The following is a 24,225-nucleotide window of genomic DNA, read 5'->3' on the forward strand; positions in this document are numbered from 1 at the left end:
AAATCCAATGGCATCGGTAACAATCAACAACGTGCAGAAGGCTTTCGGAGCCACCAAGATCATTCACGACGTCAGCGTCGACATCGCCGACGGCGAGTTCGTCATCCTGGTCGGCCCGTCGGGATGCGGAAAGTCGACGCTGCTGCGCATGATCGCCGGACTTGAAACGATCTCCGGCGGGAAGATCGCCATCGGCGATCGTATGGTCAACAATCTGCGGGCGCGAGACCGCAACATCGCCATGGTGTTCCAGAACTATGCGCTCTATCCGCATATGACGGTTGCCGACAATATGGGCTTTGCGCTCAAGATCAAGAAAGCCGATCCTGCCGATACCGCTGGCCGCGTCAGGAATGCCGCCAGCATCCTCGGCCTGGAAAAGCTGCTTGAGCGCTATCCGCGTCAGCTCTCCGGCGGCCAGCGCCAGCGCGTCGCCATGGGTCGCGCCATCGTGCGCGACCCCCAGGTCTTCCTGTTCGACGAGCCGCTTTCCAATCTCGACGCCAAGCTGCGCGTCCAGATGCGCGGCGAGATCAAGGCGCTGCACCAGCGGCTGGGCACCACAACCATATACGTCACGCATGACCAGATCGAAGCCATGACCATGGCCGACAAGATCGTCGTCCTGCATGATGGCCTGGTCGAGCAGATCGGCGCGCCGCTCGACCTCTACGACCAGCCGGCCAATCTCTTCGTTGCCGGCTTTATCGGCTCGCCTGCCATGAACTTCATTGCCGGCCGCATCGAGGAAGGCGTGTTCCGCAGCGCCGGCGGGCTGATCCTGCCGCTGCCGGAAGGTGCCCGCCCGACCGACGCTGCAGGACGCGAACTCGTCTACGGCATCCGTCCCGAGCACATCCGCGCAACCGCCCAGGGCATGCCAGGCACGGTGACGCTTCTGGAAGCCACGGGTTCGGAAATCTTTGCCAAGGTCGACTGCGCCGGCGAGGAAATTTCCTGCCTATTCCGCGAGCGGCTGCCGCTTAAGCAGGGCGCGCAGATACGGATCGAGGTAGACCGCGCCTGCGCCCACCTGTTCGACGCGAAAACCGGCCGGCGTATGTGATTGGCACAGACGCCTGGGTAATCAGCGTCAGCGAACCAACCCATTCGCCAGCAAGAAACATGTGATCGCTGATTGCGGACACTGGTCCCAGCAGGAGAAGCCTGAGGAGGTCACCGCCCTCATGCTCGACTGGCTGAAGCGGCGGTTCCCCGCGTAGCGATCGAGCGGCTGGCTGGCGACTGTGAGGATTTTGGCCGACATCAAGGGCGGCTTCGCAACGGTTGCTCCTGGCGAAGGTTCGGAGCGGATATGATCCCCGTGAAAATTACGCGAAGCGTCTTCGGCCAGGATTGACCGTTCAGTACCGCCGGAACCGGTCTAGCCGAAGACGAACGCCATCAGCAGCTCCGGCTCGATCACCGGAGCCCGCACGGCGCTCAACTGACCACGGTACTGGCGTTCGCCGGCGCCGATGACAAATCCGCTGGTGACCGGAGTGTCGCCGTCGAGGTCGAGGCGCGCAAAAATGTCGGCAACGTTGAGGTCCAGCGCCAGCTTGAGGTCGTGCCGCGCATCGTCGTTTGGTCCGGAAGGCAGTTGGCGCTTCACCAGTTGCTGGAACGGAACATTGAAAGTCAGGATCTTCTTCGATGACGTCAAGGCAAATGCAGGCGAGGGGCAGGCAACCAGTATGGCGTTGATTGTCCTTATTGACGCGAGCTTACTCAACGTCACGTTTTCCTCCGCCTGACCGCGTATGCAGGCTACCCGGATTGCCGATGTCAGGTTGCCGTTCTGTGCCTGAGTTCCGGCTATCTCATCGATCAGCATGCCGATCGTGCACTTCCGGCTCTCAGCCATCCGCTTCAGCGATATCCAAAAAGCCCGCTCCAGGCGGATCCCGCGACGCATTCCGCCACGCGCCACAACTCGAAATTCCAGTGCAAAATCCTCGTTGGCGAGCGGCAGGAGTAGCGGATCAGGATTGGTGGGGGGAGAGGTGGCGCTAGCGCTCACTCATAACCTCCTGACGCGCCTTGTTGATCGGCTTCAAAAGGTAACTCAGGATCGTCTTGCGTCCCGTCTTGATGTCGACTGAGCAGATCATGCCCGGGATGATGGAACACGCCTTGCCATCCCGTTCGAGCGTCGATTTGTCTGTCGCGACACGTACTTGGTAAAAGGGCCCACCCGTTTTTTGATCGACCAGGCTGTCGTATTCATTTCTACCCCACCCACGCTTCTGCCCTGTACGTTTTTATATGGCCAAGCCTTCTCACCGAGCTTTGACGGATTATCCGCCAAATTCTTGGAATATGTGAGGGTTTATTGATTCAGCGCCGGCTAAAAACAGGTAAGTTTCGGGAATGTAGCGAAAATGGCACATAGCGGCGGCTCGCTACGGTTGTGGCAGGCCGCCTGCGCCTATGATCAATGTTGCTTGCCGCGACTCCCCGGGGCCGTGGCTCAGAAGCGCCTCTATTCGGGAAGAGCGCGCCGTCCATTAAGCCTCGTGCAATCTTTGCAGCCTATTCTGCTTATCGATTGTCGAGGGAACATGACGCGCAAGCCGCTACTGCTCTTTGCCTTTCCAGCTCTCATCCTTCTGATTCTGGCAGGGGAGCGAGCAGCGACGTTCCTGCTGGGAACCTATCCGGCCAGCCCGGTCATGTGGCGGATCTGGCTTGAACTGCGCCCTTTGTCGACGATGTTCTGGCAGCAGGTCGACCTCTATCTGGGCGGCTCAATGGTCCTTGATGCCGCCATCGTGGCCGTCACGCCGATCGTCTGCTGGATGGCTTGCCGGACGAGAAAATCGGCCGCGTTCTTGTTCCTTGCCAACCACATCGCTCTGCTTTTCGCCGGATTGATGATCGCTTCCAGCAGCCATTCTGAGACAGCGAGCACGATTGCGGCATTCACCGCGCCCGGCGGCCATCCATTTTCGCTGATCCTCGATTTCACATGGCAGAACAGCCTGGTGCTGCTTCTGGGCACTGCAGCCTGCGCCTACTGTCATGTTGCGTTTCTCGGCGAAGCGCGACAGCGCTCCAAAGCGCTCGCCATACGGCTTATTGCTCTGCAGCGGGATCTCTAGACTCCGGCACGGCCATCCGCTCCCGATCGGCATTGCCAACCACGGCTGCTCGGTATGCAGCTGAACGCAAACCGCTCTCTCGATGTCAGTCGCTTCTAGTTGATTTTCTTGTAATGAACCTTGCCGTCCGGCTGCACTATGCGCTGGTAGGACGAGTTTGGGGGAGGGGGCGCCGCCGCGATCCTCTTTTTGGGCGGGCGCGGCGCTTCGGCGATACTGGGTTCGGTCGCTTCTTCGAGATCGGTGGCTGCTTCCGCCATGGCGCTGGTCGTGATCACGGAAGGCTCCGCTATGCTCGACATGTTGTCGTCACTGTCCAGGGGCAGTTCCTGTTCAAGCCGGGCAATGCTGCCTTTGACTTCGTTGAAGCTGCCCTGCAGTTGACTGTCCAGTTTTTCAAACCGGCTTTGAAAGCCATTGTTGACCGTATCAAGCCGGGCTGCGATCCGTTGCTCGAACGATCCGAGCTGTTCCAGCCGCCGTTCGACAAGGCGCAGATCGTTGATCCCGCGGTAGAAATAGACCGCGGCCGTTATGTTCACTGCCGTGATCAACAAGGCGCCGACGGCGACAACGCCGATCATCTTTGCATTGCTCGGTTTCCCCACTGCAGCTTGCTCTTCAGTGTGGGTTGCCGGCCCAATGTCGATTGCCGGCATATCCGGGTCGCTTATCATCGTCATTGGACCACCACCTTTGCGCCGACCGAGACGCGCTTGAAGAGATCGATCACATCAGTGTTGGTAAGACGGAAACATCCCGATGTTCCGTCGAAGCCGATGCCCTTGGGATCGTTGGTGCCGTGGATGCGGTAGAGCGTGTCGCGCCCGTCCCGCAGCAGATAGAGTGCCCTGGCGCCGAGCGGATTGTAGGGACCGGCGGGCACCATTTCCGGCAGCTCCGGCTGGCGGGCGCGCATTTCCCTGGGCGGGCGCCATTCCGGCCATGCCGTTTTCGCTCCCACCTTGACGATGCCGGTCCAGCCAAAGCCGTCGCGTCCGACGCTGATCTGGTAGCGCAGCGCATGGCCCTGCCGGGTTACCAGATAGAGCGCCTTCTCGTCCTTGCGGATGATGATCGTGCCGGGCTGTTCCACGGTTTGGAGAGCAACCGCCTTGCGCAGGCTGGGGCCCATTGCCGGCAGCGGCGGCCGATCCGACAACGCGGATCGGGCTTGGGCGAATTCTCCTGCCGGCATCCCCACGGCCAGTCCGATGATGCAGGCGCCGGCAAGCCTCGGGACGATGCGGTATCTACCGGGCTGCGACATCGAGCCGCTCTTTGAACATCCGCTTCAGGTCCTTGTTGAAGCGCGCCCGCCCGTCCACTTCGGAAGGCAGGATGGCCCGGTTCAGCGCGTCGGTCAGCAGCGCATTGTCCAGGCCGACCGACTTGATGTGCGGCGCCTTGAAGATCTTCTCGAGTTCGCTGCGCGAAAAGTGGTTGCCGAACCATTTGCGCTTATGCTTGTTGGCGACCAGGGTGATGCTCACCGAATTGCCGCGCAGTTCGCGGATCTTCGTGTAGAGCCGCTTGCCTTGCCGCAGCGAGGCAACGTTGAGCTCGAAGACGATGAAGATCTCGTCGCTCGTCGAAAGCACGGAATTCTGCCAGGGGGTTTCGATATTCGGCAGGTCGATGACGATGTCGTCGAACCGGTAGGCAACGAGGTCCAGCAGCCGGAACACGAAATCGGCGCCCTGCGGCTCAAACGGCAGCTGCGGCCTCTCGAATGAATAGAGGGTCAGGCCGGAGGGACGCGAAAGCCTGATGACGTCCATCAGTTCGACATCGAGCCTTTCCGGCTGGCCGATGATGCCGGCCAGGTCGAACTGGTTGAACAGGTTGAGATAGGCGCCGCAATTGGCGCTCTGGAAATCGAGGTCGACGAGACAGGTCGAAGCCGCCCGTTCGGTGGATTTCGAGGCCAGGAATTCCGCCGCCGACAGAGCGAGCGTCGTGGCGCCGGCGCCGCCGCTGGCGCTGATGAAAGTGATGATGCGGCTCTTGGTGCCCTGGTTGCCGGTGTCGTGGAAGGTGACCGCGTTCAGCAGCTCCTTGGCGTCGAGCGGCTTGTGAAGCCAGTCCGAGGCGTTCATGCGAACCAGGATGCGCGTCTTTTCGGAGGTCAACTCGTCGGAGACCGCGATCAGCGGCACGGTCGCCCACAAGGCGCGCGCCGCGACTATTCCCGCATTGTCGAGCAACTCGCCGTTGGCCAGGTCGAGGATGACGATGCCCGGGCGCGTCTCGGCGGGCGGGCCTTTCAGGAAGTCGGCCGTCTCGGACATCCTGACATCGTAGATGGCCAGCGCATCGAGGCGCGTCGCCACCTCGCGCTTGAAATGCGGATCCGACGAGAACAGCGCCACCTGCTTTCTCTTGGTCGGCAGAACCTTGGTGTTGATGGCGTTCATGACGCGGTACTCTTCAGGTCTTCGCCCGTAACCGTGCTGAGCATGGAGGGCATGGTGATGTTCGCAAACCCCATCAGTCCCTGCAGAAAGAAGAACTGGAAAGTCCGGTTCTGAAGGCTAACGGTGATTGTAGGCACTGGCCCGCCCAGCCGAGTCTGGTAGCCAAGGCCGGTGGCGGAATAGGTGATGACGACGTTGTCACGCCTGAGACTAGGAAAGAAATGGCACATACCCGGCCGCTGGTCGGTCGCCAGCGGGGGACAGGTGTCGTCGTTAGTGATTGCCGTGTCGCCACGAAAAATGCGGCTGAAATTAGCAGCATTGAATGTGCCGCCGTTGCTGCAAGCCCCTGTGCCGGCGGTATATGTGCAGGTGAATGGTCCGTAGGCCGCGGCAACGACCGGAGCGCCCGGTGTCGTCGTCGGTGCGGCTGTAGCTAGCGCGGTGGCAACCGGATCGGAAATAGAGGCCAGGCGCGCGCCTAACTGGACGGCCTTGGTGGCGGCGTTCCATTGATAGAAGGCATAGCCGAAATCGACGAAGCCGAGAACAAGGGCAAACAGCAGCGTCGCCACGATGGTCATTTCTACCATCGCCGCGCCGTCTTCCGATTTCGCAAAACGCTTGATCATGATCAGAATCGGATCAACCGCTCCTCGTGAGAGCCGGTCAGCGTGATCGGACCGATTCCGATGAACGACAGCATGCCGACGCCGGCATATGGATAGTTGCCGACCGCTCGGACGATACAGACTTGTGCCGTGGTGGAGCGATATTGGGTGACGCCGGCGACGACGGCGTCGCGACAGGAAGCGGGGGCGGCGATGGTCACCGTCGCATTGTTGGATGCCCCCCCCGATTTCTCCCAGTCGCTGATGCGCGGACTGCCTGTCATTGCCACATTGCCGAACACCGCGATGTTTGCTGCGATATCGGCGCAGTTGATCGCCGTGAACCCAGGGTAGCTAGTATATAGTTGGCTGTTGCAGCGCGCGGCAAAGCGTGCCGCGTCCGACAGGCCGGCCTCCATCAGCAGCTTTTTGTGGATCAGATTGCCGAACTCGAACACACCTGCCGACAAGATCAGCATCAGCGGCGTGATCAGCGTCATTTCGACGAGGACCGCACCACGGCTGTCGCGTCGAAATCTGTCGAGGTGGCGGCATAGCGTTCTGATCATCGCCATCACCGATAAAGCTGGGCTTCGTCGCGAAGGAAGTTGTCGAGTGTTCCCTGGCCGCCGCGACCGGTAATGTCGACAAGTTCAACCATGACGGATCCATCCTCCGACGGCGAGGCTACGGGCTCGGTGAGGAAGAAACTGGCGAATGCTTCGACTGGCAGACCGGTGCTGTGGCCAGAAAGATCGTTGGTATCGTTGAGCGCGTCGCAATTCAGGATCGCGCCATAGATCAGGCGACGGTCCACCGACGTGACAGGCGGTTGGCAAGCTGCTGGCGGCGTTCCGACCTCTCCACCGGTCGACGCGGTGCCCACCAACCCGGCCGATATCTCGTAACGGTAGACCTGATAGCGGGTCGGCTTGGTCGTATCCCATGCCGATGGATAGGTTGCTGAACCGAAGTTGGTTGTCCAATAGGCGGAGAAGTTCCAGTTTCCGTCGCCCATTCGCCCGCCCATGTATGGCGTTGCCGCATCGCGCGGAAGGCCCATCGTTCCAGGTTCGGTGAACGAAAGTCGGTTCATGGAAGGGCATTGATTGGCGCTGCCTGATGTCCGAATCGCCCCTTTTCGGACATTGGCGGCCGGGCCGTACTCGGGGCTGTCGAAGTGGTTGCCATTAGCTCCAATCCCAAAACGAACGTTGAAGGCGTCTTGCACCGGGCCGGCATTCTGACCGGTTTTTGTGTCAACGCTTGCGGAATTATAGCAGCCGATCGGCCTGGATGTGGCGATGGTCTGTGCAAGTGCCTGGGCTCCGTTGCCGACACCCTCCGGCGGCTCGAGAAAACCAAAGTTGCCTGGACCGGCGGCCGCACCGTTGCCGACCTTGCGCAGTTCGATTAGGCGGCGACGCAAGGCGACGCTGGCGGCTGCCTCTTCGAGGGTGTAGTCAGGATCGTTCTCGTACGGATTGCAGATGAAGACGGGCGTGAAGTCGCAGACGCCGGACGTAAACCCGGCGACAGCGACAGCGCCGACCGTGAACGAGTTGCTGGCGCCGGCCTGCAAGAACGAGGCCGGGAAGATCGCGGCAAATCCGACAGGGTTCACGCTGACTTCAACAAAACGGGCGAGTTGGGGGTCGTTCAGTTCGTCGGTGATCACATTGGCCGCCACAATCGGGAGATTGTCGGTGGCCGGCAATGAGCGAAGATAGCGGCGTGTTACTCCGGCGGCAGCTAGCGTTTGAGGGGGGCCGGAGGTCGAGAAGGTATATCGATTGCTTACCAGCGTAAGCAGCGCTCTATCGGCCCGGGTGATGCTGTCCGACTTGCCGTCAAGCTCGGCCGCCGCAGCGATCGAGAATGCGTCGGCACCCTTTTGCAGGTCATTGTGCAGGTTGTTCACCCTGCTCATGTCGATGGCGAGCAGCGAAAATCCGATGATCGCCGGCAGCATGATGCTGACCAGGATCAGCGCTATTCCCCGTTGATCGTGCCAGAACGAGCGAACAATCCGCAGCATGGTCTTACTCTTAGCTCCCCTGACGCCAGTCACTTTGCCTGACGCTGAACCCGCATCCTTCTGTTTAATCCCCGGTGTCGCCGACATTGACCGTTATGGCCGGCGGAGGCGGCGGTGGTGGTGGAAATTTGTAATTCTGGGCAACAGCGGCAGCGCGCGCGCCATCGCCCTCGATCGTTGTGTTCTTCGACGCGGGATTGAGCGGATCGACCGTCTGCAGCAGAGAATTGTATTTCTGCGTGTCGCCGGCAGCCAGTGTCACCGTTTCGTAGCGGTTAAGATAATCGGCGCAGCCAGTCAGCGGGGCGGCACACAGGAGGATGATCAACGCGCTATTTCTTGACATAGATCATCTTGTCCTTGGATTTCAGGTCGAGCATGTGGCCGTAGGGGCCGACCACGCCTTGACCTAGTTCATATTTGCGAACCATGTCCTTGGTCACTTCGAGCTGACCGAGGATGAAGAACTCCGGGTCGTTGGCGGGCCGCGTCTTGTCGAATGGCGTCGCCAGCTGCTCGCCAGGCTTTACCGGCCGCACGATACGCGGCGTCACGATCACGACCAGTTCCGTCTCTTCCTTCTGGTTGCTCGAATTCCGGAACAGCGTCCCGACGATCGGCACCTGGCCGAGCCACGGCACCTGCCTCTGGATCTTGGTGTTCTTGCTGGACAGAAGCCCGCCGACCGCGAAGCTTTGGCCGTCGCGCAACTCGACGACGGTAGACAGCTTGCGGTTGGTGAAGATCGGGTCGCCGGCGGTGGTGAAACCGGTGAGGTCGCTGACTTCCGGCGCCAGCCTGATGTTGATCTTGTCGTCTTCGAGCACGACCGGCGTGAACAGCAGATTGACGCCGAACTGCTTGTACTCGATGCTGATCTCGCCATCACCGTCGTCGACGCGGATAGGTACTTCGCCGCCGGCATTGAAGCTGGCAACCTCACCGGAAAGAGTGGTGAGGTTGGGTTCGGCAAGGGTGCGCACAACACCCTTGGCCTCGAGAGCCTCAATGATCAGGTCGACCTTGATGTTGCTGTCGATGACGCGGGTGATCAGCGCCGCGAACGGGCTGGTGTTCGAAAGAAGGCCGGTAAGCAGATTGCCCGGCCCCAGCACCACACCGTCTTCGTCGACGGCGGCTATGCCCGTTGCGGTGCGGGTCGTGCCGCTGCCGTTGGTGCTCCTGATCGAGACGCCAAGATCGCGGCCGGCATTGCGCTTGGCCTCCAGCACCCGCACTTCAAGGTTAACCTGCTGGCTGTCGTCGACCGTCACCGCGTTTATGATCGCGTCGGGGCCATATTGCTGGGCAACCTGCATGATCGCCGCCAGCGTGGCGCCGTCCTTGACGTGGCCGCCAAGCCTGACCTTGCCGTTGATCGAACCGATATCGATGCGCGACCTGGGCGCCACCTGCCGGATCGCCTGCGCCATGTCGCTCACGTCGACGCCGACCTCGATCTGGATCACGCCAAGCGAGCGCTTGTCTTCTGAAAAGAGGTTGACGGTGGTGGTGCCGGCGGTCTTGCCGATGACATAGAGCGTCCGGTCGGTCATTGGCTGGGCGTCGGCGATCTTCTCGTCGCCGACGACGATGTCACCGAGAGTGGCGTTCACCTGGATCGTCACCGACTGCGACATCGGCAGGAAAATACGGTGGACGCTGGGGTTCGACACATCGATCCTACGGTCGGCTGCATGAGCGGCAAGGTCGATCGCCAGTAACATGACCGAACAGGCCAACGCGGCAGCCGCCAGTGGTCCTCGGAACATACGCATCTAGACTACCCCCTCTTGCCGATTCGTTCGGCAATACCGTAACGCTATTTTTGTCGCGGCACGTCGTAAGATTCGAGCTTCACACCCCTGAAGACGCCGATCGTCGCACGCGCCGGCGGCTCCGGCTGCACATATTTGACGACTTCCTTAACCACTTCTTGCATCTGGGGTGCTGAGGCCACTGCCGGAGCAGGTTTTGCGCTGCTCAACAGGTCGAGCCTGCTTCCCACCCGTTCCACGGCCTGGGTCAGCCCATTGATCTTGTCGTCCGCGCGCTTGCGCTCGGCTGCTGCCTCAGCCTCGGCTGCTGCCTGCTTGGCGAGTTCGGCCTGCCTGGCTGCGACATCATCCGGCGTATCACCGGTCAAGTCTGAAAGCGTAATGCGTTCGGTCGTCTCGCCCTTGCTAGCGGCGGCTTGACGAAGCGCCAGCGACAGCTGGCCCGCGTCGGCAGCCAAGGTAAGCTTCTGAGCGTCTTTGGTGCTGACCTCGAGCGTGACCGCCTTCACGACCGTCGGGTTCTCGGAGCTTTCATCGGCGACCTGATCGACGGCGAGCACTTTCATGCTCTGCAAAAGCACGTCGACGAAACTTTGGTCCGCCCCCTGGGAGGTACGCACCTTGCGCGTCAGCAGCACATCGACCCGATCGCCCGGGAAAACGAACCCGGCAACGCCAAGCACGTCGTTGACCCTGATAGAAACAGCTTTCATGCCTTCGCCGAGCACTGCTGAAAGTGTGGCGCGTTGGCCGGGGCCAGTGATCTTGGTGGCGAGAACGGGCTCGTTGACACTGATCGCCTGCAGCGCCTGCTTCGTGCCTTCGCCCTCCAGCATTTCTTTCGTTGTCTTGAAAGCTCCGGTCGGGACGGCGCCTGAGGGCCAGGCGACTTCGCGCAGCTTGTCCGCCGACAGCGTGTCGCCGAACTTCAACGGCATTGCGGCCACCACGACCGTGTCGCGCTGGACATCATCCGTCCGCGCCATTGCACTGCGCTGGCTAGCCAGCCAAATATTGGCGAGCACCACCGCCACCACGCCGAACACGCCGGCGAGAACGATCATGATGACACTGTTTGCGCGCATTTCTTGCCCCACCCGACTGCGTTTGCACAGCTTGCTGTATTATTCTTGATCATCGACGCCGCGGATAGTCGCGGCGTCGATGATTAGCGTCACGATATCACGGCAACGCTCCCGACAGCGTCGTCCACTGGGTGCCGACCCATGCGCCGACGATTATGATCGATGCGATCACAGCTACGGTAATGATGCCGAGCAAGATGGTATATTCGACCATCGCAGCGCCGTTTTCGTCATCGCGGAACTGCCGGGTCCTCGTCATGAGCTTGTTCATGCCAATTCTCCCTTAGAGTCTGAACCCGACGAGACGAGCCAAGGATGAAATCCATACCGTAGCATCCCCCGTCATCTTTAATCGAAACCTTAGTCCATCGACGCCGCAGGTGTCTCCGGCGTCGATGACGGCGTCAAGATATCACGGCAACGCCGCCGACAGCGTTGTCCACCGAGTGCCGACCCAGGCGCCGACGACTATGATCGATGCAATCACAGCTACGGTGATGATGCCGAGCAAGATAGTGTATTCGACCATGGCAGCGCCGTTTTCGTCGTCGCGGAACTGCCGGGTCATCGTCATGAGCTTCTTCATGCCAATTTCTCCCTTTGGAGGTTTGAACCCGACGAGACGAGCCAAGGATGAAATCCATACCCAAGCATCCCCCGTCATCTCGATCTAAGTCCCGACGAAAATCAGAGTCAAATGGGATAAGGGTTTCTTAACTTTCCTATACATGATTTGGCAAGAATATTCCCGATCTCAGGCAGAACAAAACATTGATTCGGCTCGTTTTTCAACCCATCTTAACCATTCGTTCATAATTTGGCCGTGGGTACGGCAGAAGTGGGGCAGCATTAGTGGCAGTGCATATTCCTTTATATCTAAGGGCTTGCGAGGGGCTCCATGACGGCTTTGTGGCAAAAAAGGCACTGGCATTGAAAGGCGAGTACTCGTGTTCCATTAGGACAGCGCCGCTGACGAAATAAACGTCGCGTTTTCTGATGCTTGATCTTAACTATGTCTGAAGTATTAAATTGCATGGTGCGAAGCTGGCGCTTGTGCCCTGCGTGGTTAACGTTTAGTTTCCGTGGCGACGGATTCTACGGGGGAGTATAACGCGATATGTTGGGGCGGTTCACTAAAGGGCCAAGCGAGTTGCGAGTCGAGCCAAAGCTCGAGCCGATGGCGGTTTTGCCCGCCACCCCGACGCTTCCTCCTGTTGTCGACCTTCAACCGCATGGTGACGATTTCCTGTCGCTCAAGGTCGAGCTCCACCGCCACCTCATTGATCGCTTCAACCTGACCGCCCTTGAAAACGCGTCCAAGGATGAAATCCTGAATGAGATCCGGCCGATCGTGCGGGAATTTGTTCGCGCTCGCAACGTGCCGCTGAATGCTCGCGAGCTCGATCAATTGACCAGCGACACCGCCGACGAGATGCTCGGCCTCGGGCCGATCGAGCCGCTGCTGAAAGACGATTCAATTTCCGACATACTGATCAACACGCACAATCGCGTTTTCATAGAGCGGCGCGGCGTGATCGAGGAGACCTCGATCCGTTTTCGCGACGAGGCGCATCTGCTGCGTGTCATCAACAAGATCGTCTCGGCGATCGGCCGACGCGTCGACGAATCCGCGCCGATGGTGGATGCGCGGCTGGAAGACGGCTCGCGCGTCAACATCGCGGTGCGGCCGATCTCGGTGGATGGTCCGCTGGTGTCTATCCGCAAATTCTCCAAAAACCCCTATTCGCTCGAACGCCTGATGGCGTTCAATTCAATCCGCCAGCCGATGATCGACCTGCTTCGCATTGCCGTGCAGGCACGCAAGTCGATCCTGGTTTCAGGCGGCACCGGCAGTGGCAAGACGACCTTGCTCAACGCGCTGTCGAGCTACATCCCGGCCAGAGAGCGCCTGATCACCATCGAGGACGCGGCGGAACTGCAACTGCAGCAGCCGCATGTCGGCCGGCTGGAGACGCGTCCGCCCAATGTCGAGGGCAAGGGCGAGGTTCGTCAGCGCGAACTGCTCAAGAACGCTCTGCGCATGCGGCCGGACCGCATCATCGTCGGCGAGGTGCGCGGCGAGGAAGCCTTCGACATGCTGCAGGCGATGAACACCGGCCATGAAGGTTCGATGACCACGATTCATGCCAACACACCGCGAGATGCCATATCGCGGCTGGAACAGATGGTCGGCATGGCGGGCATGCCAATGAGCCATGATTCAATCCGGGCGCAAATCGCGTCGGCGATCGACATCATCGTGCAGACGCAGCGTCTTTCGGATGGGGGAAGGCGGGTTGTTTCCATATCGGAACTGACCGGAATGGAAGGCAATGTCGTCCAGCTTCAGGAACTTTACCATTTCGTTCGCCGCGATGTGAGTGCGGAGGGTCAGATCGTCGGTGAATTTCGCGCCACTGGCATCCGTCCGCGCTTTGCCCAGGAAGCGGCGACGCTCGGCCATCACTTTGCCAAGGATGCTTTCAACCCGCAGGTTCCGCTTTGATGCCGTCGGGCCAGACATTACTTTACCTCATTTATGTGCTGGCGGCGGCGTCGGTCATTCTTGGGGGCGAGACTCTGTACGTGACCTACTCCAAGCGCCGCTCAACGGTCACCACGATCAACCATCGGCTGAAGCGGCTCGTTGACGAGGTTCCGGCCGAACAGACCTTGCAGGGATTGTTGCGAGAACGTGGGCTGACCGGCTCGGGCGATTTTCTTTTCAATGCGGTCGGGCTGAACAGGCTATACACCCAATCCGGCATTACCGGGAATCCGCTGTCGTTTGTCGCGATATTTATTCTCGCTGGACTAGTACTGGCACTGGTATTTGCGTTCCTGCTGCACTTCTCCGCCGTGGTTTCGAGTATCATCTTTCTTGTCATCGGATTCGTCCTGCCGTTTCTGGTTCTCCGCCGCGCGCGCGCCAAGCGAATCCAGAAATTCGCGAAACAATTGCCGGATGCACTTGACATGATCGTGCGTTCGCTGCGCGCCGGTCATCCGACTTCCGTGGCGATAGGTCTTGTCGCCCGTGAAATGCCTGACCCGCTCGGCACCGAGTTCGGCATCGTTTCCGACGAAATCACCTTTGGCCTTAGCCTTGAAAACGCGGTGCGGAAACTCTCGCAACGCGTCGGCTTTGAGGGCCTTCAACTGCTATCTGTGTCGCTGTCGATTCAGGCCAAGACCGGTGGCAATTTGACCGAGATTCTGTCGAACCTCGCATCGGTGCTGCGCGAAAGGCAGAAACTCAGGTTGAAGATCAAGGCGCTCTCGGCCGAGGGGCGAATGTCCGCGTGGATCATTTCCCTGTTTCCGCTCTTGATGCTCGCCATTCTCACGGGCCTCGCCCCGAGCTACTATGGCGATGTCTGGGATAGCCCGCTGATCATGCCTGTGTTCCTGATATTCGGGTTATGGGCCCTGCTGGGCGACTTCATTATGTATCGCATGGTCAATTTCGATTTTTGACGGGAGCCAGCCATAAACCTGTTTTCGAATACCGGGGATTTGAGCCTTCTGGTCTCCATTGCGGTTTTCCTGGCGGCGGTGGCGCTGTTCCTGTTGGGCGCGCTTGTCATTATGCCGGCGCTGCAGACGCGGAAACTGGTTGCGCAGAGCCTGATGGCAGAGGGTATTCCCAATCGCCGCTCACTTGTAGGACAGGAAGAACTGGCCAGGATCTCGGCACAGCGGCCAGTCGAGGCGTATTTTCGATCGATCGAAAAGGAACGGGACGAGCCCAGCGCCCTGGACGCGAAACTCTTTCGCGCGGGCTTCTACCAGTCAGGCGCGCCGCTGATTTATACTCTGTCGCGGCTCGGCGCAGTCTGCGTCGGCTTTGTTGTGACCTATGCACTCTTGTCCAAGGTTTTGCCGCCCCAATTGCCCAGCCTTGTCGCCTTTGGAGGTTCAGCCTTGCTTGGGTTGGGATGTATCGTGATTCCAAGTATCGCGCTCGACCGGTTCGAGAATGGACAAAAGCAGATCTATCGTCGCGGCTTTCCGGATTTCATGGATATGATGATCACCTGCGCCGACGCGGGCATGAGCCTTGAGGCGGCCGTCGAGCGCGTCAGCAACGAACTGGCCGGCACCCATAAATGGCTCGGTATTCAGCTTTCGATCATGACTCTGCAGTTGCGCGCCGGCAAGCCGCTGCGCGAGGCGCTGCGCGAACTGTCTGATCGTATCGGGCTTGAGGAGGCGCGGGCGCTGGCGGTTCTGTTCCGGCAATCCGAGGAGCTCGGTACAAGTTTGACCGAAGCCCTGCGCGTCTACAGCGACGAGATGCGTGGACAGAGAATCCTTCGGGCCGAGGAACGCGCCAATGCTTTGCCGGTCAAGATGATGATCCCATTGGGGCTGTGCATCTTTCCAGTGGTGATGATGGTTGTCATGCTGCCTGTTATTATCCGAATGAAGGGCATTTTCTTCTAGGCAGGTATATGCTTTGGTCGAAATACAGAGTCGGAGGACTCTTTTGGGGGACGATAATGACAGGGCCGACGCAATGACAGGGCCAATGCGCCTCGCAGCCGTAGCCAGCCTGCTGCTTATGGTGCTTTCCGGCTGTCAGACGGCTGATACCAGCGGCGTCGTCCGCACCAACGAGCCCTCGAAAGGTGACGTGACAGCCTTTGGCGATGCCTTCGACGGGCTGAAGACCGTCAGCGACGTCGAATACTATGCCTCGGACCAGGCCGTCGCCGAAGCCAAGAACCAGTTCCGCGCGGAAAACTATGGCAATGCCGGCGCCCTGTTCTACAAGGCGACCCAACTGGCGCCCAATGATGGTGGTGCCTGGATGGGCCTGGCCGCCTCTAGCGATCGCATCCGCCGCTTCGACCTCTCCGACCTGGCCTATCGCCAAGCCTTCCGGCTGGTCGGCGGGACACCCGAATATTACAACAATGTCGGCTATTCCTACCTGCTGCGCGGCAAGCTGCAGGACGCGCGCAGCAATTTCCTCAAAGCTTATGAGCTGGCGCCCAACGATCCGACCGTGGCCAACAATCTGCAGCTCCTGTCGTCCAGCGTGAAGAATCTCGAGCGATAGGCGATAGCGTGTTGCTCGCCGCATCGCTGCTGCTGAAAGGGCTAGCCATTCCTTTGCTGGCAAGGATCGCCTGGCTCGACTTCGCCACCCAAAAGATATCCAACCAGAATGTGCTGCTGCTGCTTTGCCTGGGTTTGGGCTCGCTGCAGCTCCTGTCGGTGCAATCCGGGTCGTGGTGGGACATGGGCCTGAGCGCGCTTGCCGGCCTTTTGTTGTTTGTTGCGCTCTTTCCGTTCTGGGCCATGCGCAAGATCGGGGCCGGCGATGTCAAGCTGATGGCGGTCACGCCTTTCCTGATCGGCGGCAGCGGCCTAACCGTGTTTTCCGTGCTGCTGCTGGTTTTTGCGCTAGTCACGGCACTGCTTGTCAAGAATCCATTCCTGCTGCCGGCAGGCGCCTTTCGCGTTTACGTCCAGCATCTGGATAGGAAAGGCGTGGTGCCGTTTGGCGTGCCTATTTCAGCAGCGGCGATTTGCACGATAGCATTCCAGATCGCATACAGCCTCGACGCTCTCGGTGCGCCACCGCTTTAGCGCCGAAATCCGGGCTGCCAGAGCCGAGATTAACCTTCTGGAAACCATTAGCTTGCGCTAAAACCGATGAAGTGCTTGCATTGGGTCTTGTCGGCGGGGTGCCGTATGGACGTTTTAAATCTCAAAGCGCTATTGATTACGGCTCTGATCTTCGTGCCGATCGAACGCCTATTTGGCCTACGACCTAGCCAGAAGATTTTCAGGAAAGCCTTCTTCAACGACCTGATCTATGCCGTGTTCAATGGCGTACCGATAATGCTTGGCCTGATTGCGGCTGTTACACTGGCAACGAGCACGGTTGGGCGGCTGGTGCCGGACTATGTCGGCAGTGCAGTGTCATCGCAGCCGGTTTGGCTCCAGGTTACAGAAATCATAGTCATCGCGGACATTGGCTTTTACTTCGCGCACCGTGCCTTTCACGCTGTCCCGCTTCTGTGGCGCTTTCATGCAATCCATCACAGCATAGAAGAGCTTGATTGGTTGGCAGGGCACAGGATCCATCCTGTTGATCAAATTCTGACGAAGAGCGCTTCGTTTGTGCCTGTGTATTTGTTGGGCTTCAGCAGTCAGTCGATCGCCCTTTTCGCGTTCGTTTTTCACGCCCACGCGCTGTTGCTTCACGCCAACGTCAAGCTGAACATCGGGCCGCTTCGATGGCTGATCGCCTCACCTCAGTTCCATCACTGGCATCACGCTCATGAGCGCGCTGCATATGACAAGAATTTCGCTGGCCAACTTTCATTCATCGATGCGCTGTTTGGAACGATGCACCTGCCTGGCAAAGCTGTGCCGGAGCGCTATGGCGTCGATGATCCCATTCCACCAACTTACGTCGAGCAACTCGCCTATCCATTTATTCCGAAGGGCAAAATCCATGAAGCTCCCACCAGCAGCGACGCGTGATTTCATCGGGCGCGCAACCATGATACTCTACTTCACGGTCTGCGCGACTTTGAAGGCCGGAGCATTGGTTATAGCTCTTCGCGGCGCAGAATGGCCAATAGCGCGAATTATCGGGGTCGCAGCAGACGTTGCCGCTCTCGGCTTCCTCGTTCTCGTTGTTGCAACGACAGTGGCGCGTCTTCCGCCATTGAAGACAGCGCAGGGACTGGAACCCCGAATCTCGGCGCTGATCGGATGCTTTGCCACCGTAACTTTGATTGCTGTTCCTCGAGTCGAGATACTTCCGCAGATTGAGCTCACTGCCGATTTGATTACCATCATCGGCTTCGCGTTTTGCGTTTGGTGCCTATGGAGGCTCGGCAGATCGTTCAGCATCGCTGCTCAGGCCAGACGGCTGGTCACTGCAGGCCCCTATCAAATCGTGCGGCACCCGCTCTACGCCTGCGAAGCGATCGTCCTGCTCGGCATTCTTCTCGGCAATCCGACATGGGCAACGGTCGCAATCTGCGCGATCGCGCTCGCTTTCCAATACCGGAGGATAATCAACGAGGAGAGGGTCCTGCGAGCGACGTTTCCCGAATATCATGAATACGCACAACGCGTTCCGATGCTCTTGCCTCGTTTCGCTGGCGCATCTTTGCCGGCGCCTGACCCGCGATAGCTTTTGTTGCATGTCAAACATGCTCAAACTGGTAAATTCATCCAATACTGCGGTGAGGATTATGGGGGCAAGGAACTACCTTTACGCGACGTTGATCACTTCGGGCCTACTTGGGGCTGTTGACCTGCTGTGGCTGCCCTATTCGACCGTCCGCTTTTCGCCACTTAACTGGCATGACATTAGAGCAGTGGCATTATGCATCTGCTTGGCTGGTCTGGTTTCGTGGCTTGTCACACGGCGCCTACGGGACGATCGCTCGCGGGCAGGTCAATTTGTTCGCCGGGCATCCGATTTCCTTGGAAGCTTGGTGCTTGTCGCGGCAGCCTTTGTCCCACTGCTGATCTGCACGACTATTCTAATGCATGTGGCCAGCGCCACTGGGCGCCCGCTTGCCGACCCGGTGCTCGCCGCTATCGATGCGCGAATGGGCTTCGATTGGCTTTGGTTCCTCTCCGTCACAAATAACCAGCTGGTAGCTCCTGTGCTGATCTTTGCCTACCATGCGCTCGGACCACAGGTGCCGTTTGTCCTACTGTTGAATATAGCCACAAACAGAAATGACCGGAGCTTGCAGTTCATCGCGATGCTAGCCGTCTCATCGGTGCTCGCTGGAGCGATAATGACGCTCGTACCGGCTGAAGGCGCCTATGCGTACTTCAAGCCAACTGCAGAACAGTTCAACCATTTCACCGCCCAGGCAGGCATGTGGCATCACGAGACTTTGATGGCACTGCGATCCGGCGAACCGTTCGATCTGATAATGACCAGAAGCAACGGACTGGTTACCTTCCCGTCCTACCATACAGCTCTCGGTATAATAGTCGTCTATGCGCTTCGCGACTATCGCTGGCTGATGTGGCCGATAGCTGTTTTGAATGCTCTGATGATCATCGCCACCCTTCCCGAGGGCGGGCATCACCTGATTGATGTGCTTGCTGGCGCAATGGTTGGCGTGGCTTCGATCTTTGCAGTGAGACTGATTGGCGCTTATGAGCGCGGAAAGGCCGACAGCGTCGCGAGATCAGCGGTGGGATCAACAGCGGGCCGCTGAGTCGGAAAGTTCGCCGTGCATAAATCACAGAAAAAGTACGGCGGGGGCTGCCTAAGTGCCTGAAATATGGCGCTCCCGACAGGAAACGGGACGAAGGCGGGGATTTGTGTGACGTGCCCGATCGTGATGGCGTCGACAGGGACTGCCCGATCATGTTTTGGCGCTACTTTATTGAAAAGCGTGGTGATCCCGACAGGAATCGAACCTGTGACCTACAGATTAGGAATCTGCCGCTCTATCCTACTGAGCTACGGGACCACGCGGCCCGACACATAGCCGCTTCGGACCGTTTCGCCAAGAGGCAGGCTCGATGCAATCGGCCGGTTGCGAGGTGGATCGCAAAGATGAGCTGGGCATAGCGGAACTTCGGACCACCGCCGCGCTTTAGTGTGCCGAAGGAGATGCCGCATGAGTGCTACGAAAGAGTTCTTTGAAACCTGGCTCCAGGAGAACGTCGGTAACATGCCCGCTGAAAGCGAGGTGAGCGTGGCGGTCCTGGCTCAGCAATTCGAACAAGATGCCGACGCGGCCGGCTATGGTCACGAGGTGCGCGAAGACGAGATCGGCGACATTGAAGAGGCTATTGCGGAAGCCCTGAGCAAGGCCAGGGCAGGCAAAGAGCCGCAGGCTGCCGATCCGGTCGAAGAGAGTGATCTGGCGCCCGTCATGGAGGCGCTGAAGGTCGACGACCCGAAGAGCGGACCATAGCGGTCCAGGCGCCATCGATTGATTTCCGAATAGATTCCCACCGGGTGCGGCTCCCCTCCTACATGACCGCCCCTGATAGAAGCGTGGGTGTCGGCGTCGCGTTGGCTGCGTACCCTCGGGGGCAAGCCCGAGGATAGGCTTTGTACGCATTAGGCGGCCAGCGCCGTCTCCGCGAGCTTCACCCAATAGCTCATGCCGTGCGGGATGACCTCGTCGTTGAAGTCGTAGGCCGGATTATGGAGACCGGCGGTGTCGCCATTGCCGATGAAGATGAAGGCGCCCGGCCGCGCTTCCAGCATGTAGGAAAAATCCTCGCCGCCCATCACCGGCTGGATGGCGCGATGCACGTGCGCCTCGCCGGCGACATCAGCGGCGACGTCGCTGGCAAAGACCGTCTCTTCCGGATGGTTGAAGGTGACGGGATAATTGGCATTGTAATCCACCTCGATCGTTGCGCCGAAGGCCGCGCCCACGCCCTCGCAGATGGCGCGCACACGCTCCTCAGCCTTCCTGGCGACCTCCTTCTTCAGCGTGCGCACAGTGCCGGCTATCTCGGCGCTCTCGGGAATGACGTTGTAGGCGTCGCCGGCGTGGAATTTCGTCACCGACACCACGACAGCTTCGACCGGATCGGTGCTGCGCGAGGCGATCGTCTGCAGAGCGCCGACGAGCTGGCTGGTGATGACGATCGGGTCGATCGTGCCGTGCGGCATCGCCGCATGCCCGCCCCGGCCCTTGACGGTGATGGTGAATTCAGCGGTCGCCGCCATGATCGGGCCCGGCTTGATGGCGAATTGCCCGACCGGCAGGCCCGGCATGTTGTGCATGCCGAATACCTTGGAGATGCCGAAGCGCTCCATCATGCCGTCCTTGACCATCTCGTTGCCCCCGCCGCCGCCTTCTTCGGCCGGCTGGAAGATCACAGCAACGGAGCCGGCGAAATTGCGCGTCTCGGCAAGATATTTGGCAGCACCGAGCAGCATCGCGGTGTGGCCGTCGTGGCCGCAGGCGTGCATCTTGCCCGGAACGGTCGAGGCGTAGGGTTTTCCGGTGGTCTCATTGAGCGGCAGCGCGTCCATGTCGGCGCGCAGGCCGATGGTCGTGCCGTCGCCCAGGCGGCCGCGGATGATGCCGACGACACCGGTCTTGCCGAGCCCGGTCACCACGTCGTCGCAACCGAAGGCGTTCAGCTTGTCGGTGACGAAGGCGGCGGTCTTGAAGACGTCGAAATTCAGCTCTGGCGTCTGGTGCAGATGGCGGCGCCAGCCGGCGACCTCGTCTTGCATTTCGGCGGCGCGGTTCAGGATCGGCATGATGGTTCGATCTCGCTGTTGGAGCAGACGGGCTCTGCCTGCTGCTTTGCAAATTGTGCCTGCTGTTTTACAATTGTCATTCAGGCACTTTGCCATGTTGACGTCACATAGGCTAAATAGCACCGCAAGATTGCGATCCGGATAGGGACCGGATCACCATGCTGGCGATCGGGTAACAAATCTTACGGAGCCAGAGGCGACTGCGGCAAGAGGCGATTTCGGATTCCACCATGCGGTACAGGCATTTCTTCAAACTATTGCTGGCGAGCGCCGTGGCGCTTCCGGTGCTGGCCGGACCGGCTCTCGCCAATCCGACGATCGTGTTCGACCTCGGGAATGGCAAGATCCTCCAGCACCAGGAGGCTTTCAAGCGCTGGTATCCTGCCTCGCTGACCAAGCTGATGACCGCCTATGTGGCATTTCGTGCGATTGCCGCGGGCGAGGTCCAGCTCGATTCGCCGATCAAGGTCACGAAACGTTCCGCCGGCGAGCCGCCGAGCAAGATGGGCTTCAAGCCGGGTTCGGTCATGCGGCTCGACAACGCGCTGAAGATGATGCTGGTCAAGTCGGCCAACGACGTCGCCATGGCCGTCGGCGAAAACATCGGCGGTTCGCAGGCCGCTTTCGCCGAACGCATGAATACCGAGGCGCGCCGGCTCGGCATGACCGGAACGCATTTCGTCAACCCGAACGGGCTGTTTTCGCCGGACCAGTATACGACGGCGCGCGACCTCGGCTTGCTGGTGATGGCGATCCGCACGGAATTTCCGCAATATGCCCCATGGTTCTCGATCGAGGGCCTGGCCGTCGGCAAGAAGCAGATCGCGAACTACAATCTTCTGATCGGCCGCTATCCCGGCGCCGACGGCATGAAGACCGGTTTCGTCTGTCCCTCGGGCTTCAACATGATCGGCTCGGCAACACGCGACGGGCGCACGCTGGTGGCGGTGGTGCTTGGCGAGAAGTCGGCCGTCACCCGCGCCGAGACCGTCGCCAGGCTGCTCGACCACGGCTTTGCCACGCCGACACCGGGCTGGTTGACGGTGGCGGCGCTGCCTTCCTATGGCGACACCACATCGGTCAACGACCTGAATGACGAGATTTGCAAGAAGAAGCCGGCTAAGGAGCAGTCGGAAGCTGTCACTGTCGGCGATAAGAATGCGCCAAAATCTCCTTATCGGAAAAAGCTCGACCATGTGCCGACATTGGTCGCCGTCGGCCTTGGCGGCGCCACCGGGCCGAAGCCGAAGGCGATGCTCGATGCATCGGGCCGCGAATATGCAGACGTGCCGCTGCCGAGCTGGCGGCCCGACCTGCCGCCGCCGCCCGGCGCCGAGCCGGCAGTGATCGGTTCCGCCACCGCGGCCCAGGAGCCCGCCAAGGCCGTGAACTAGCCTGATGAGCAGCGGCTTTCCCATCGCCGTCTCGGTGCTGACCGGCTTTCTCGGCGCCGGCAAGACGACGCTGCTCAACCGGCTGCTCAGGGATCCCGCGCTTGCCGACACCGCGGTCATCATCAACGAGTTCGGCGAGGTGGCGATCGACCATCTCCTGGTCGAACAGGCCTCCGACGGCATCATCCAGCTTTCCGACGGCTGTCTCTGCTGCACGGTGCGCGGCGAACTGGTCGACACGCTGGCCGATCTCGTCGACCGGCTGCAGACCGGCCGCATCGCCCGGCTTGCCCGTGTCGTCATCGAAACCACCGGCCTCGCCGATCCGGCGCCGGTGCTGCAGTCGATCATGGCGCATCCGGCGCTGGTCCATGCCTTCCGGCTCGACGGCGTCATCACGCTGGTCGACGCGGTCAACGGCAATGCGACGCTCGACGCCCATGTCGAGGCGGTGAAGCAGGTGGCCGTCGCCGACCGAATCGTGCTGACGAAAGCCGATCTGGCCACCGATCCACGCGACGTCGAGGCCTTGCGGGCCCGGCTGCGGCAGATCAATCCGGGTGCCGAGCTGCTCGATGCGGGTGACAGAAGGACCGATGTAGCGGCGCTGTTCGATTGCGGCCTCTACAACCCGGCCACCAAGTCCGCCGACGTGCGGCGCTGGCTGGGCGAGGAAGCCGCCCATGATCACCATGGCGATCATGACCACGGCGACCATGACCACAATCATCGGCACGATTCCCGCGTACGCGCCTACTCGTTGGTTCATGACGGGCCGGTGCCGTTTTCGGCGATCGAGATGTTCCTCGACCTGTTGCGATCGGCGCATGGCGAGCGCCTGTTGCGCATGAAGGGCATCATCGAATTGCTGGAAGACCCATCGCGGCCGCTGGTCGTCCACGGCGTACAGAAGATCCTGCATCCGCCGGCGCGGCTGCCGTCCTGGCCGGACGGTCAACGCGGCACAAGGCTGGTGCTGATCACGCTCGACATGCCGGAAGATTATGTCCGCCGGCTGTTTGCCGCCTTCACCAACCGGCCATCGATCGACACACCGGACCGCGCAGCGCTGGAAAACAACCCGCTGGCCATCGCCGGGCGGTGAAGCGGCTGACCCCCCCGAGGGGGAGATGGCCGGCAGGCCAGAGGGGGTCGGCAGGCCAGAGGGGGGCGGCTCGGCTGGCGCGACGCCCCGTAGGACGAAAGAAAAGGTTGGCCCTTTACGCGCGGCGACCCCCTCTGTCGCCTTCGGCGACATCTCCCCCTCGAGGGGGGCGATTATCCCGCTCCGCCGCCGCGCTCGACGAGGAAGCGATGGCCGCCTGATATCGCTGCCGTCTCGATCAGATGATGGCCGCTCTCGGTGCAGAAGGCGGGAATGTCGATGACGGCGAGGGGGTCAGTGGTTTCGAGCCACAGGCGGCTGCCCGGCTGCATTGTGGCCAACCGCTTTTTTGCCTTGAGCACCGGCATCGGACAGTTCAGGCCTTTGAGGTCGTAGACGGCGGCGGGGCTGGTTGAGGGCCTGTCTTCCTGGCCCCCATCTTCTTGTTCAAGCATGAAC

The 24,225-nt window shown here is 60.1% G+C and carries 27 protein-coding genes, 1 tRNA gene and 1 pseudogene; 13 read left to right on the top strand and 16 right to left on the bottom strand.

What is annotated here, in order from left to right; all coding sequences use genetic code 11:
• The first annotated feature begins 7 nt into the window (after window positions 1–7).
• Window positions 8–1,066 carry an ABC transporter ATP-binding protein gene (locus NKH12_RS10855; RefSeq protein WP_352953103.1) on the top strand — a complete coding sequence of 353 codons (1,059 nt, stop codon included), beginning with the start codon at window positions 8–10 and terminating at the stop codon, window positions 1,064–1,066.
• Window positions 1,067–1,384: 318 nt separating this feature from the next.
• On the opposite strand, the gene NKH12_RS10860 is transcribed toward NKH12_RS10855, so the two are convergent.
• On the bottom strand, window positions 1,385–2,023 hold the full coding sequence (locus tag NKH12_RS10860; protein ID WP_352953104.1) for a ribbon-helix-helix domain-containing protein: 639 nt from the start codon (window positions 2,021–2,023) through the stop codon (window positions 1,385–1,387).
• Window positions 2,013–2,222, bottom strand: a pseudogene (locus NKH12_RS10865) (beta-barrel domain-containing protein); the annotation flags it as partial. The pseudogene NKH12_RS10865 and the gene NKH12_RS10860, both read right to left, overlap by 11 nt.
• 162 nt (window positions 2,223–2,384) lie before the next feature.
• Between NKH12_RS10865 and NKH12_RS10870 the strand changes: the two are divergent.
• Window positions 2,385–3,104: a hypothetical protein gene (locus NKH12_RS10870; protein ID WP_352953105.1), complete on the top strand. Its 720-nt coding sequence runs from the start codon at window positions 2,385–2,387 to the stop codon at window positions 3,102–3,104.
• A gap of 95 nt (window positions 3,105–3,199) precedes the next feature.
• Here NKH12_RS10870 and NKH12_RS10875 read toward each other — a convergent pair whose 3' ends face one another.
• From NKH12_RS10875 to NKH12_RS10925, 11 genes are all read right to left on the bottom strand, one after another.
• Window positions 3,200–3,787, bottom strand: a complete 588-nt coding sequence (locus tag NKH12_RS10875; RefSeq protein WP_352953106.1) for a hypothetical protein — start codon at window positions 3,785–3,787, stop codon at window positions 3,200–3,202.
• Entirely contained in the window at window positions 3,784–4,374 is a 591-nt protein-coding gene (locus NKH12_RS10880) for a L,D-transpeptidase (RefSeq protein WP_352953107.1), read from the bottom strand. Before NKH12_RS10880 ends, NKH12_RS10875 begins: the two co-directional genes overlap by 4 nt.
• Entirely contained in the window at window positions 4,358–5,521 is a 1,164-nt protein-coding gene (locus tag NKH12_RS10885; RefSeq protein WP_352953108.1) for a CpaE/TadZ family protein, read from the bottom strand. The genes NKH12_RS10880 and NKH12_RS10885 overlap by 17 nt, the downstream gene beginning before the upstream one ends.
• Window positions 5,518–6,153 carry a TadE/TadG family type IV pilus assembly protein gene (locus NKH12_RS10890; protein WP_352953109.1) on the bottom strand — a complete coding sequence of 212 codons (636 nt, stop codon included), beginning with the start codon at window positions 6,151–6,153 and terminating at the stop codon, window positions 5,518–5,520. The genes NKH12_RS10885 and NKH12_RS10890 overlap by 4 nt, the downstream gene beginning before the upstream one ends.
• A 2-nt stretch (window positions 6,154–6,155) precedes the next feature.
• Window positions 6,156–6,701, bottom strand: coding sequence for a TadE/TadG family type IV pilus assembly protein (locus NKH12_RS10895; protein ID WP_352953110.1), 546 nt, complete (start codon window positions 6,699–6,701; stop codon window positions 6,156–6,158).
• 5 nt (window positions 6,702–6,706) lie between these two features.
• Entirely contained in the window at window positions 6,707–8,257 is a 1,551-nt protein-coding gene (locus NKH12_RS10900) for a TadE/TadG family type IV pilus assembly protein (RefSeq protein WP_352953111.1), read from the bottom strand.
• On the bottom strand, window positions 8,235–8,516 hold the full coding sequence (locus tag NKH12_RS10905; RefSeq protein WP_352953112.1) for a hypothetical protein: 282 nt from the start codon (window positions 8,514–8,516) through the stop codon (window positions 8,235–8,237). The genes NKH12_RS10900 and NKH12_RS10905 overlap by 23 nt, the downstream gene beginning before the upstream one ends.
• The gene (locus NKH12_RS10910) at window positions 8,503–9,948 is read right to left on the bottom strand and encodes a type II and III secretion system protein family protein (RefSeq protein ID WP_352953113.1); all 1,446 of its coding nucleotides are present in this window, start codon (window positions 9,946–9,948) and stop codon (window positions 8,503–8,505) included. The genes NKH12_RS10905 and NKH12_RS10910 overlap by 14 nt, the downstream gene beginning before the upstream one ends.
• A gap of 44 nt (window positions 9,949–9,992) precedes the next feature.
• Entirely contained in the window at window positions 9,993–11,033 is a 1,041-nt protein-coding gene (cpaB, locus tag NKH12_RS10915; protein WP_352953114.1) for a Flp pilus assembly protein CpaB, read from the bottom strand.
• 97 nt (window positions 11,034–11,130) lie between these two features.
• Window positions 11,131–11,304: a Flp family type IVb pilin gene (locus tag NKH12_RS10920; protein WP_352953115.1), complete on the bottom strand. Its 174-nt coding sequence runs from the start codon at window positions 11,302–11,304 to the stop codon at window positions 11,131–11,133.
• Between the two features lie 141 nt (window positions 11,305–11,445).
• Window positions 11,446–11,619 (bottom strand): Flp family type IVb pilin, encoded by a 174-nt coding sequence (locus NKH12_RS10925; RefSeq protein ID WP_352953116.1) that lies wholly within the window; start codon window positions 11,617–11,619, stop codon window positions 11,446–11,448.
• A gap of 531 nt (window positions 11,620–12,150) precedes the next feature.
• On the opposite strand from NKH12_RS10925, the gene NKH12_RS10930 reads away from it, so the two are divergent.
• The 8 genes from NKH12_RS10930 (at window position 12,151) to NKH12_RS10965 (ending at window position 19,246) form a co-directional block, all read left to right on the top strand.
• A complete protein-coding gene (locus NKH12_RS10930) occupies window positions 12,151–13,539 on the top strand; it encodes a TadA family conjugal transfer-associated ATPase (protein ID WP_352953117.1) in 1,389 nt (462 codons plus the stop codon).
• Window positions 13,539–14,510 (top strand): type II secretion system F family protein, encoded by a 972-nt coding sequence (locus NKH12_RS10935; RefSeq protein WP_352953118.1) that lies wholly within the window; start codon window positions 13,539–13,541, stop codon window positions 14,508–14,510. Before NKH12_RS10930 ends, NKH12_RS10935 begins: the two co-directional genes overlap by 1 nt.
• An 18-nt stretch (window positions 14,511–14,528) precedes the next feature.
• Window positions 14,529–15,479 carry a type II secretion system F family protein gene (locus NKH12_RS10940; RefSeq protein ID WP_352953154.1) on the top strand — a complete coding sequence of 317 codons (951 nt, stop codon included), beginning with the start codon at window positions 14,529–14,531 and terminating at the stop codon, window positions 15,477–15,479.
• Between the two features lie 73 nt (window positions 15,480–15,552).
• Window positions 15,553–16,098: a tetratricopeptide repeat protein gene (locus NKH12_RS10945; protein WP_502910776.1), complete on the top strand. Its 546-nt coding sequence runs from the start codon at window positions 15,553–15,555 to the stop codon at window positions 16,096–16,098.
• A gap of 8 nt (window positions 16,099–16,106) precedes the next feature.
• Window positions 16,107–16,631 carry a prepilin peptidase gene (locus tag NKH12_RS10950; protein WP_352953120.1) on the top strand — a complete coding sequence of 175 codons (525 nt, stop codon included), beginning with the start codon at window positions 16,107–16,109 and terminating at the stop codon, window positions 16,629–16,631.
• 105 nt (window positions 16,632–16,736) lie between these two features.
• Window positions 16,737–17,534: a sterol desaturase family protein gene (locus tag NKH12_RS10955; protein WP_352953121.1), complete on the top strand. Its 798-nt coding sequence runs from the start codon at window positions 16,737–16,739 to the stop codon at window positions 17,532–17,534.
• 19 nt (window positions 17,535–17,553) lie between these two features.
• Window positions 17,554–18,195 (top strand): methyltransferase family protein, encoded by a 642-nt coding sequence (locus NKH12_RS10960; protein ID WP_352953122.1) that lies wholly within the window; start codon window positions 17,554–17,556, stop codon window positions 18,193–18,195.
• A gap of 19 nt (window positions 18,196–18,214) precedes the next feature.
• Window positions 18,215–19,246, top strand: coding sequence for a phosphatase PAP2 family protein (locus NKH12_RS10965; RefSeq protein ID WP_352953123.1), 1,032 nt, complete (start codon window positions 18,215–18,217; stop codon window positions 19,244–19,246).
• 181 nt (window positions 19,247–19,427) lie between these two features.
• On the opposite strand, the gene NKH12_RS10970 is transcribed toward NKH12_RS10965, so the two are convergent.
• Window positions 19,428–19,504, bottom strand: a tRNA-Arg gene (locus NKH12_RS10970).
• 150 nt (window positions 19,505–19,654) lie between these two features.
• Here NKH12_RS10970 and NKH12_RS10975 point away from each other — a divergent pair.
• The gene (locus NKH12_RS10975) at window positions 19,655–19,954 is read left to right on the top strand and encodes a hypothetical protein (protein ID WP_352953124.1); all 300 of its coding nucleotides are present in this window, start codon (window positions 19,655–19,657) and stop codon (window positions 19,952–19,954) included.
• Window positions 19,955–20,103: 149 nt separating this feature from the next.
• On the opposite strand, the gene NKH12_RS10980 is transcribed toward NKH12_RS10975, so the two are convergent.
• Window positions 20,104–21,267, bottom strand: a complete 1,164-nt coding sequence (locus tag NKH12_RS10980; RefSeq protein WP_352953125.1) for a M20 aminoacylase family protein — start codon at window positions 21,265–21,267, stop codon at window positions 20,104–20,106.
• Window positions 21,268–21,497: 230 nt separating this feature from the next.
• On the opposite strand from NKH12_RS10980, the gene NKH12_RS10985 reads away from it, so the two are divergent.
• Together NKH12_RS10985 and NKH12_RS10990 are read left to right on the top strand one after the other, a co-directional pair.
• Window positions 21,498–22,661, top strand: a complete 1,164-nt coding sequence (locus tag NKH12_RS10985) for a D-alanyl-D-alanine carboxypeptidase family protein (protein WP_352953126.1) — start codon at window positions 21,498–21,500, stop codon at window positions 22,659–22,661.
• 4 nt (window positions 22,662–22,665) lie between these two features.
• A complete protein-coding gene (locus NKH12_RS10990) occupies window positions 22,666–23,766 on the top strand; it encodes a CobW family GTP-binding protein (protein WP_352953127.1) in 1,101 nt (366 codons plus the stop codon).
• A gap of 173 nt (window positions 23,767–23,939) precedes the next feature.
• On the opposite strand, the gene NKH12_RS10995 is transcribed toward NKH12_RS10990, so the two are convergent.
• On the bottom strand, window positions 23,940–24,221 hold the full coding sequence (locus NKH12_RS10995) for a sulfurtransferase TusA family protein (RefSeq protein WP_352953128.1): 282 nt from the start codon (window positions 24,219–24,221) through the stop codon (window positions 23,940–23,942).
• Window positions 24,222–24,225: the final 4 nt, after the last annotated feature.

It is taken from the genome of Mesorhizobium sp. M1322, from assembly GCF_040318085.1.
Classification (GTDB): Bacteria; Pseudomonadota; Alphaproteobacteria; order Rhizobiales; family Rhizobiaceae; genus Mesorhizobium.